The sequence below is a fragment of the Pseudomonas sp. P4_C3 genome (genome assembly GCF_056402075.1).
The window spans coordinates 1-9607 of record NZ_JBFUIC010000166.1 but is presented as its reverse complement, the minus strand read 5'-3'; the positions used below and the strand labels follow the sequence as shown (position 1 = coordinate 9607).

At 61.6% G+C, this 9607-nt stretch carries 7 protein-coding genes; 5 read left to right on the top strand and 2 right to left on the bottom strand.

The genetic code is table 11. From position 1 onward, the window contains the following. The 5 genes from AC1DVH_RS21130 to AC1DVH_RS21110 form a co-directional block, all read left to right on the top strand. Positions 1–3289: translocation/assembly module TamB domain-containing protein (locus AC1DVH_RS21130; protein ID WP_477755445.1), on the top strand; the 3289-nt coding region annotated here is incomplete at its 5' end. Positions 3290–3502: 213 nt separating this feature from the next. Beyond that, on the top strand, positions 3503–3976 hold the full coding sequence (locus AC1DVH_RS21125) for a MarR family winged helix-turn-helix transcriptional regulator (RefSeq protein ID WP_477755444.1): 474 nt from the start codon (positions 3503–3505) through the stop codon (positions 3974–3976). Further along, positions 3973–5442 (top strand): efflux transporter outer membrane subunit, encoded by a 1470-nt coding sequence (locus AC1DVH_RS21120; RefSeq protein ID WP_477755443.1) that lies wholly within the window; start codon positions 3973–3975, stop codon positions 5440–5442. The genes AC1DVH_RS21125 and AC1DVH_RS21120 overlap by 4 nt, the downstream gene beginning before the upstream one ends. 15 nt (positions 5443–5457) lie before the next feature. Beyond that, entirely contained in the window at positions 5458–6660 is a 1203-nt protein-coding gene (locus AC1DVH_RS21115) for an EmrA/EmrK family multidrug efflux transporter periplasmic adaptor subunit (protein ID WP_477755442.1), read from the top strand. Between the two features lie 188 nt (positions 6661–6848). Continuing rightward, the gene (locus tag AC1DVH_RS21110; RefSeq protein WP_477755441.1) at positions 6849–8381 is read left to right on the top strand and encodes a DHA2 family efflux MFS transporter permease subunit; all 1533 of its coding nucleotides are present in this window, start codon (positions 6849–6851) and stop codon (positions 8379–8381) included. A gap of 60 nt (positions 8382–8441) precedes the next feature. On the opposite strand, the gene lpxH is transcribed toward AC1DVH_RS21110, so the two are convergent. Next, positions 8442–9194: a UDP-2,3-diacylglucosamine diphosphatase gene (lpxH, locus tag AC1DVH_RS21105; protein ID WP_477755440.1), complete on the bottom strand. Its 753-nt coding sequence runs from the start codon at positions 9192–9194 to the stop codon at positions 8442–8444. After that, the coding region (locus AC1DVH_RS21100; protein WP_477755439.1) for a peptidylprolyl isomerase at positions 9191–9607 on the bottom strand (417 nt) is incomplete at its 5' end. The genes AC1DVH_RS21100 and lpxH, both read right to left, overlap by 4 nt.

The following is a 9607-nucleotide window of genomic DNA, read 5'->3' as shown; positions in this document are numbered from 1 at the left end:
GGGGGAGATCAAGGTCGGTAGCCTGTTGTTCAACGGCAGCGAGGAGCTCAAGGGCTTGCAACTGGCGGCGCACTGGACGGCGGCCGGTTTGAGGATCGATTCGGTGGCGTTGCAGCGCGATGACCTGAGCCTGAACCTGTCCGGCCTGCTGCAACCCTCCGGTAACTGGCCCCTCAGTGCCGAAGGCAAGCTGACCCTGTTGTCGACGCCTGAGCCCTTGGCGCTGGCGCTGAAAGTCGACGGCGACCTGCTCAAGACTCTGAACCTGAAAGCCGACAGCAGCGGTTACCTCAACGGGCAACTGACCGGCGAACTGCAACCGCTGGTGGAAAACCTGCCGGCCAAGGTGCGGATCACCGCCGATGGCTTCAAGCCCGGTGCCGATCTGCCGGACACCCTGCAACTCAATCAGCTTGAGCTCACGGGTTCCGGCGACTTGATGAACGGCTACGCGCTGCTCGGCAAAGCCACGCTACCCGCCGAGCAAGGGCCAGTCGCCCTGGCGCTGCAAGGCAAGGTCGACGCCAAGGGTGCGCAGATCGCCGCGCTGGACCTGACCGCCAACGACAAGCAAAGCCTCAAGCTCACAGGGCTTGTGGATTGGAGCAAGGGCCTGAGCGCCGAGGCGAAGATTGACTGGCTGGACTTCCCGTGGCACAGGCTCTATCCGCTCATCGACGAACCGCAAGTAGCGCTTCGCACGTTCACCGGCGAAGTTTCTTACACCGACGGCAAGTACCTCGGGCATTTCGCCGCCGCGGCGGATGGTCCGGCCGGCGCTTTCACCCTGGCCAGCCCTTTCGCGGGCGACCTGACGAAAATCTACCTGCAACAGATTCAACTCCAGGCCGGGCAGGGCAAGGCTGAAGGGCACCTGAACCTGCAATTCGCCGACGGCATTGCCTGGGACACCGCGCTGGACCTGTCGGCGATCAACCCCGCGTACTGGGTCGCAGAGCTGCCGGGTACGCTGGCCGGGCCGTTGCGCAGCCAGGGCGAGATGAAGAACGAAATGCTCAGCCTCAATGCCGACCTGGACCTCAAGGGCAAACTGCGCGGTCAACCGGCGGTGATCCAGGCCAAGGCCGATGGCCGTGGTGAGCAGTGGAACCTCAACGCCCTGCAAATCCGCCTCGGTGACAACAGCATCACTGGCAAGGGCAGCCTGCAACAGAAACTCGCCGGGCAGATTGACCTCAAGTTGCCGCGCCTGGCCCAGCTCTGGCCAGAACTGCGCGGCCAGCTCAATGGCCGCGTGGATGTCGCCGGCACACTCAAGGCGCCCCAGGGCAAGCTTGACCTGCAAGGCTCGCAATTGGCTTTCCAGGACAATCGCCTGCAAAGCCTCAACCTGGACGCCACGCTGGACAGCGCGCAACGGGCGAAAATCGACCTCAAGGGCAGCGGCATCCAGGCCGGCGACACCTCACTGGGAACCCTGACCGCCAGCGGCCAGGGCGACATCGAAAACCAGAAGCTGAGCCTCGATCTGCAAGGGCCGAAGTTGAAACTGGCGCTGGGTCTGGACGGTGCGCTGGACAAGGGCAATTGGCGCGGACGCCTGGCCAGCGGTGATATCCAGGCCGGTGGCCAGGACTGGAAGCTGCAAGGGCCGGCGAAACTCGAACGCCTGGCGGACGGCAAAATCAATTTTGGCGCCCATTGCTGGGCATCCGGCCAGGCCAGCCTGTGCGGTGAAGACTCGCGCCTGATGCCCGAGCCGAAGCTGCGTTATCACCTCAAGCAATTCCCGATCGACAGTCTCGCGCAATGGTTGCCGAAGGATTTCGCCTGGCAGGGGCGGCTCAATGCCGACCTGCAACTGGACCTGCCGGCCAGCGGCCCGAACGGCCTGATCAGTGTCGATGCCGGCGGTGGCACCTTGCGCATCAAGGAAAAGGACCAGTGGCTGGACTTCCCGTACCAGACCCTGAAACTCACCAGCAAACTCACGCCCAAACGCATCGACACCGAGCTCAATTTCGTCGGTGGCAAACTCGGTGAACTGATGGTGCAGGCGCAGCTCAATCCGTTGCCGAAAAACAAACCGTTGAGTGGCTCGTTCCGCTTGAGCGGGCTGGACCTGTCGGTGGCGCGGCCGTTTGTGCCAATGGTCGAAAAGYTGGCCGGGCGCCTGAATGGCAGTGGCACGATTTCCGGTGGGCTGTTGGCGCCACAGGTCAATGGCAGTCTGCAACTGAGCGACGGCGTGATTGCCGGACCTGAGCTGCCGATGGAGCTGCAAAACCTGCACGTTCAAGCGCTGATCGCCGGCGAAAACGTATCGATCAATGGTGGCTGGAACAGCGGCAAGGTTGGGCAGGGCAGCCTGAACGGCAACATCGCCTGGGGCCAGGCGCTGGTGGTGGACCTGGCGCTCAAGGGCTCGCAGTTACCAGTCACCGTCGAGCCTTACGCCAAGCTTGAGGTCGCTCCGGACCTGAAAATCTCGATGAAGGATGACGAGTTGGCCATCGCTGGCAAAGTGCTGGTGCCCAGGGGCGAAATCACCATTCGCGAATTGCCGCCGTCGACGGTCAAGGTCTCCGATGACACGGTGATCGTCGGTCAGCAAACTGAGGAGGGTAAACCGCCGCTGGCGATGAAGATGGACATCGAAGTGCTGGTCGGCGAGGACAAGCTGAGCTTTGCAGGATTTGGCCTGACCGCGAATGTGCAGGGGCATGTGCACATCGGTGACAACATAGACACCCGTGGCGAGCTGTGGCTAAACGATGGCCGATACCGCGCCTACGGCCAGCGGCTTTCGGTGCGCCGGGCACGCTTGCTGTTTGCCGGGCCCATCGATCAGCCGTACCTGGACATCGAGGCCATTCGCAAGACCGACGATATCATCGCCGGCATTCGCCTGAGTGGCAGCGCCGAGCAGCCGACCACGCAGATTTTTTCCGAACCGGCCATGAGCCAGGAACAGGCCTTGTCCTATCTGGTGCTCGGGCGTCCGCTGAGCAGCAATGGCGAAGACAACAACATGCTCGCCCAGGCGGCCCTCGGTCTGGGCTTGATGGGCAGTTCCGGAGTGACCAGTGGCCTGGCCAAGAACCTGGGCATCCAGGACTTCCAGCTTGACACCCAGGGCAGCGGCACTGCCACCAGTGTGGTGGCCAGCGGCAATATTTCCGAGAAGCTCAGCCTGCGCTACGGTGTCGGCGTGTTCGAACCGGCCAACACCATTGCCTTGCGCTACAAGCTGAGCAAGAAGGTCTACCTCGAAGCCGCGGGTGGCGTGGCCAGTTCGCTGGACATCTTCTACAAGCGGGATTTCTAGTCCCTTCAAAATCAAAAGATCGCAGCCTTTGGCAGCTCCTACAGGGTTTTGTGTACACCTGTAGGAGCTGCCGAAGGCTGCGATCTTTTTGCTTATATCCGATGCCTTTAGTCAACTAAATACAAAGCTTCCTAACTATTACGTTGACATTCGCTGCTTAGGCAGTAATATCTCGACATACATTCACTGCCTAGGCAGCTAATTGGTGGTCAGATGAAACATTTCTCTCCAGACGATTTCCAGAATTGCCATCTCGGTTTGTTGCTCGGACGCGCCGCGCTGCTCAAGGACCGGATCATCGACACCCACATGGAACCCCACGGCATCACTGCCGCGCAGTTCAAGGTGTTGATCATCATGGCCCAGTTCGGCGTCGATTCGCCGGGCGAGTTGTGCCGCCACCTGTCCCTGGACAGCGGTTCAATGACCCGCATGCTCGATCGTCTGGAACAGAAAGGTTTCCTCGCTCGCCAACGCTCCGAGGCGGATCGTCGCCAAGTGCAGCTTGTGCTCACGGAAGAAGGGCAGAAGCTCGCCGGGCTGCTGCCGCACATCGGCGCCGAAGCCATGAATGAACTGGCCGGTGCCATCACTCCAGAGGAGCTGAAAACCCTGGAGTTGATCCTGAAGAAAATTTTGGTGGCAGCCGGTGACGCGATCACCCTGCTGCGGGTAGGTGACAAATGAGCAGTACCCCCTTGCGTACCGGTCTGAGCCTGGTGCTGTTGGCCATGAGCGTCGCCGGTTGCGCCAGTTATAGCGGCCTGAAAACCGAAGGCGTCAGCCTCGACGCGAAAAACCTCAAGGCCGGACAATCCCTCAGCGGCGTGACGTTGTCGCCGGCCGCCTGGCCGAAAAGCGACTGGTGGAAAAGCCTCGGCGACCCGCAACTCGACGGCCTGATCCGCGAGGCCTTGCGCGACAGCCCGGACATGCAGATCGCCGACGCCCGTGCCCATCAGGCCAGCGCTGCCGCTTCCGCAGTCGACGCCGAGCGGATGCCGACCCTGGATGCCAGCGCCGGTGTCAGCCGCTCGCGCCAGGCCCGGGACCAGGATCCGCGCGGGCAGGGCGACACGTACGCCACCATTCGCAACATCAGCACCAGTTTCAATTACAACTTCGACCTGTGGGGCGGTCAGCGCGATGCCTGGGAAGCGGCCCTCGGCCAGGCCCGCGCCGCCGAAGTCGACCAGCAGGCTGCGCAATTGACGCTGGCCGCCGATGTCGCCCGGGCCTACAGCGATCTCGGCCAGGCACACATCGTCTATGACCTGTCCAACGAAGACCTCAAGCGCACCCGGCAAATGCTCGACCTGAGCCAGCGGCGCCTGACTGCCGGGATCGACAGCCAGTACCAGTTCCAGCAGACCGAAAGCCTGGAAGCCACTTCCCAGGCCAACCTGATCGACGCCGAAAAGCGCTTGAACAGCGCGAAAATCGCTCTCGCGGTGCTGCTCGGCAAAGGCCCGGACCGTGGCAATGAAATTGCCCGACCCAACATTCTTCAGCCGAGTGCGGTAGCGCTACCTTCGGTGCTGCCGGCCGAGTTGCTCGGACGTCGCCCGGACCTGGTGGCCGCGCGCTGGCGGGTCGAGGCGGCGAGCAAAAGCATCGACGCCGGCAAGACCCGGTTCTATCCCAACCTGAACCTCAGTGCCGCCGCCGGTGCCGAATCCCTGTTGGGGGATGCGATGTTTGGTTCGGCCAGCCGCTTCTTCAACATTGCACCGACGATCTCGGTGCCGATCTTCGACGGTGGTCGCTTGCGCGCCGACCTCGATTCGCGCGACGCCGATTACGACCTCGCCGTGGCGCAGTACAACAAAAACCTGGTGAAGGCGCTGGGGGATGTCAGTGACAGTATCAACCAGTTGCGCGATATCGGCCGGCAGATCGCTGCCCAGCAGCACGCCACCGACATCGCCCAGGATTCCTACAACACCGTGGTCCAGCGTTACGGTTCCGGCATCGGCAACTACCTGGACGTGCTCAGCATCGAGCAGCAACTGCTCCAGGCCCAGCGCCAGCTGGCCAACCTGAATGCCGAGCAGATTGACCTGTCGATCCAGTTGATGCAGGCGCTGGGCGGCGGTTTCCAGCCTGAGGCCATTGCCTCGGCCACCGCCGCGCCAGCCACGCTGACCCACTAATTCAAGGTACTTGTCATGGCCACTGCCGATACAACTCAACCTCCTGAAAACACCCAGGGCAACCCCAATTCGGGCAAGCGCAAATTCATGTTGTTGATCCTGGCGGCCGTCGTCGTGCTGAGCGGCGCGGGCGTCTGGGCCTACCACGAGTTCTACGGGCGCTGGAGCGAAAGCACCGACGACGCCTATGTGAACGGCAACGTGGTGGAAATCACGCCGCTGGTCACCGGCACCGTGGTCAGCATCGGTGCCGACGACGGCGATCTGGTCCATGAAGGCCAGGTGCTGGTGAACTTCGACCCGAACGATGCCGAAATCGGCCTGCAAAACGCCCAGGCCAACCTGGCGCGCACCGTGCGTCAGGTGCGTGGCTTGTACAGCGATGTGGATGGCATGAAAGCCCAGGTCAACGCCCAGAAAGCCGAAGTGCAAAAGGCCCAGGACAACTTCAACCGACGGAAGAATCTCGCCGCTGGCGGGGCGATTTCCCAGGAAGAGCTGTCCCATGCCCGCGACGACCTGACCTCGGCGCAAAACGCCCTGGCCAACGCCGAACAAAAGCTCAAGACCACCAGCGCGCTGGTCGATGACACCGTGGTTTCGTCGCACCCGGACGTAATGGCCGCTGCCGCACAACTGCGTCAGGCGTACTTGAATAACTCGCGCAGTACGCTGATTGCACCGGTGACCGGTTACGTGGCCAAGCGTTCTGTACAACTTGGCCAGCGCGTGCAACCAGGTACCGCGCTGATGGCGGTGATTCCGCTGGATCAACTGTGGATCGACGCCAACTTCAAGGAAACCCAGCTGCGTGACATGCGCATCGGCCAGCCGGTCGAGATCGAAACCGACCTCTACGGCAGCGACGTCAAATACAGCGGCACCATCGACAGCCTCGGCGCCGGGACCGGCAGCGCCTTTGCCCTGCTGCCGGCGCAGAACGCCACCGGTAACTGGATCAAGATCGTGCAGCGCGTGCCGGTGCGGATCCACGTCAACGCCGAAGAGCTGGCAAAACACCCGTTGCGGGTTGGCCTGTCGACCATGGTCGATGTGAATCTGCGCGACCAGAGCGGGCCGGTGTTGGCGCAACAACCGCCGCAGAAGGCTTCGTTCAGCACTAACGTCTACGACCGTCAGTTGGCCGAGGCCGACGCGATGATCACCCAGTTGATCCACGACAACAGCGCCGCGGTCAGCAAAACCGCGCAACGCTGATTCGCCAATCCGTCATCACACCGACCTCTGTGGGAGCGAGCTTGCTCGCGATAGCGGACTGACATTCAACATCAATGTCGACTGAACCGACGCAATCGCGAGCAAGCTCGCTCCCACAGGGCCAGTTGCGTCTGTAACAGGCGCAGCGCCAATCCTGCTCCAAAAAATTCAGCTCCAAAGGATTCGCGATGAGCAATAACGCGTCTTTCACGCCACCCAGCCTGCTGCTCAGCACCATCGGCCTGTCGCTGGCGACCTTCATGCAAGTGCTCGACACCACCATCGCCAACGTGGCGTTGCCGACGATCTCCGGCAACCTGGGCGTGAGTTCGGAGCAGGGCACCTGGGTCATCACCTCGTTCGCCGTGAGTAACGCCATCGCCTTGCCGTTGACCGGTTGGCTCAGTCGTCGTTTTGGCGAGGTGAAGCTGTTTGTCTGGGCGACACTGCTGTTCGTGCTGGCCTCGTTTTTGTGCGGGATTTCCACCTCAATGCCCGAGCTGGTGGGCTTCCGGGTGCTGCAAGGGGTGGTGGCGGGGCCGTTGTACCCGATGACCCAGACCTTGTTGATTGCCGTTTATCCTCCAGCGAAACGGGGGATGGCACTGGCATTGCTGGCAATGGTGACGGTGGTCGCGCCGATTGCCGGGCCGATCCTCGGCGGCTGGATCACTGACAGCTATAGCTGGCCGTGGATCTTCTTTATCAATGTGCCGATCGGCCTGTTCGCGGCATGGGTGGTGACTCGGCAGATGAAAAAGCGTCCGGTGGTCACCAGCCGCCAACCGATGGATTACGTCGGTCTGATCGCGCTGATCATTGGCGTCGGGGCGCTGCAGATCGTGCTCGACAAGGGCAACGATGCCGACTGGTTCGAATCCAGCTTCATCGTGATCGGCTCGGTGATTTCGGTGGTGGCCCTGGCGTTCTTCGTGATCTGGGAAATGACCGACGAACACCCGGTGGTCAACCTGCGCCTGTTCGCCCATCGCAACTTCCGTTACGGCACCATCGTGTTGATTCTGGGGTACGCCGGGTTCTTCGGGATCAATCTGATCCTGCCGCAATGGTTGCAGACGCGACTGGGCTACACCGCGACCTGGGCAGGTTTTGCCGTGGCGCCGCTGGGGATCCTGCCGGTGCTGCTGTCGCCGTTTGTCGGCAAGTACGCGCCGCGATTCGACATGCGCGTGCTGGCGGGCGGGGCGTTCCTGGCCATCGGCCTGAGCTGTTTCATGCGCGCAGGCTTCACCAATGAAGTGGACTTCCAGCACATCGCGCTGGTGCAGTTGTTCATGGGGATCGGCGTGGCGCTGTTCTTCATGCCGACCCTGACCATCCTGCTGTCGGACCTGCCACCGAGCCAGATTGCCGACGGTTCGGGGCTGGCGACGTTCTTGCGTACCTTGGGCGGCAGTTTCGCGGCGTCGTTGACCACCTGGATCTGGATTCGCCGGGCGGATCAGCATCACGCCTACCTGACCGAAAGCATCACCCCGTTCGATCCGGCGACCCGCGAAGCGCTGACCAACCTTGGCGGGGCAGGGGTCAAGGCCTACACGCAGCTGGAGCAGACGGTGATCAGCCAGGCGTACATCATGTCCACGGTGGATTACTTCACCTTGCTGGGCTGGATGTTCATGGGGTTGATCCTGATTGTATGGCTGGCCAAGCCGCCGTTTACTGCCAAGGCGGGGCCTGCGGCTTCAGCGGGACACTAAACACCGCACAACCCCTTTAGGAGCGAGCAGGCTCGCTCCTAAAGGGGTTGTGTTTGGTAGTTAGTTCGCGGGTGCAGCGAGTGGTGGTGGYGGAGTGAAATCAAACGGCGCCAGCGCAAACCCTTGCTCATCCACCTGCAACGCCCACCCTTGACGATCCCAATCCCCCAGCACAATGCGCCGGGCCGCTTGCTCGCCAAGCTGCAACTTGTGAATCGCGGGACGATGGGTATGCCCGTGGATCAAGGTTTTCACCCCGTACTCCTGCATGATCCGCGGAATTTCCTCGGGCGTGACATCGACGATGTCATTGGCCTTCATCCGCACCTGCGCACGGCTTTCACTGCGCAGCTTGCGTGCCAGCTTGTGCCGGGTGCTTAACGGCAGGTTGCGCAGGATAAACAGGGTGATCGGGTTACGCAGGTAGCGACGCAGCTTCATATAGCCTTCGTCGCGGGTGCACAGGCTGTCGCCGTGCATCAACAGCACCGGTTCGCCGTTGAATTGCACGACACTCGGGTCTTTCAGCAGGGTGCAGCCGGCCTGTTTGCAGAAGGCCTTGCCGAGCATGAAGTCGCGATTGCCGTGCATCAGGAAAATGGCCGTGCCGCTGTCGCTCAAATCGCGCAGGGCCTGGCAGATGGAGCGCTGGAAGGGTGTCATGGCGTCGTCGCCGATCCACACCTCGAAGAAATCGCCCAGAATGTACAACGCACTCGCCGAGCGGGCGCGTCCGGCGAGCAAATCCAGAAACGCCCGGGTAATGTCCGGGCGCTCCTCTTCCAGATGCAAGTCTGAAATCAGCAATATCACTCAATGATCTCGGCTTTCTCGATGATCACGTCGTCTGCTGGTACGTCCTGGTGGCCGGACTTGGAAGTGGTGGCCACGCCTTTGATCTTGTCGACAACGTCGGTGCCGGCGGTCACTTTACCGAATACCGCGTAGCCCCAGCCCTGAACGTTCTTGCCGCTGTGGTTGAGGAAGCTGTTGTCGGCCACGTTGATGAAGAACTGTGCGGAAGCCGAATGCGGCTCCATGGTGCGGGCCATGGCGACGGTGTACTTGTCGTTGGAAAGGCCGTTGTCAGCTTCGTTCTGGATGCTTGGGCGCTTGTCTTTCTTTTCTTTCATGCCTGGCTCGAAACCGCCGCCCTGGATCATGAAGTTACCGATGACACGGTGGAAAACGGTGTTTTCGTAGTGACCGGCTTTAACGTACTCGAC

Bases quoted from the DNA above. Each gene is read 5' to 3' on its own strand.
- AC1DVH_RS21125 (WP_477755444.1), top strand. From the start codon at position 3,503: ATGAAACATTTCTCTCCAGACGATTTCCAGAATTGCCATCTCGGTTTG.
- AC1DVH_RS21120 (WP_477755443.1), top strand. From the start codon at position 3,973: ATGAGCAGTACCCCCTTGCGTACCGGTCTGAGCCTGGTGCTGTTGGCC.
- AC1DVH_RS21115 (WP_477755442.1), top strand. From the start codon at position 5,458: ATGGCCACTGCCGATACAACTCAACCTCCTGAAAACACCCAGGGCAAC.
- AC1DVH_RS21110 (WP_477755441.1), top strand. From the start codon at position 6,849: ATGAGCAATAACGCGTCTTTCACGCCACCCAGCCTGCTGCTCAGCACC.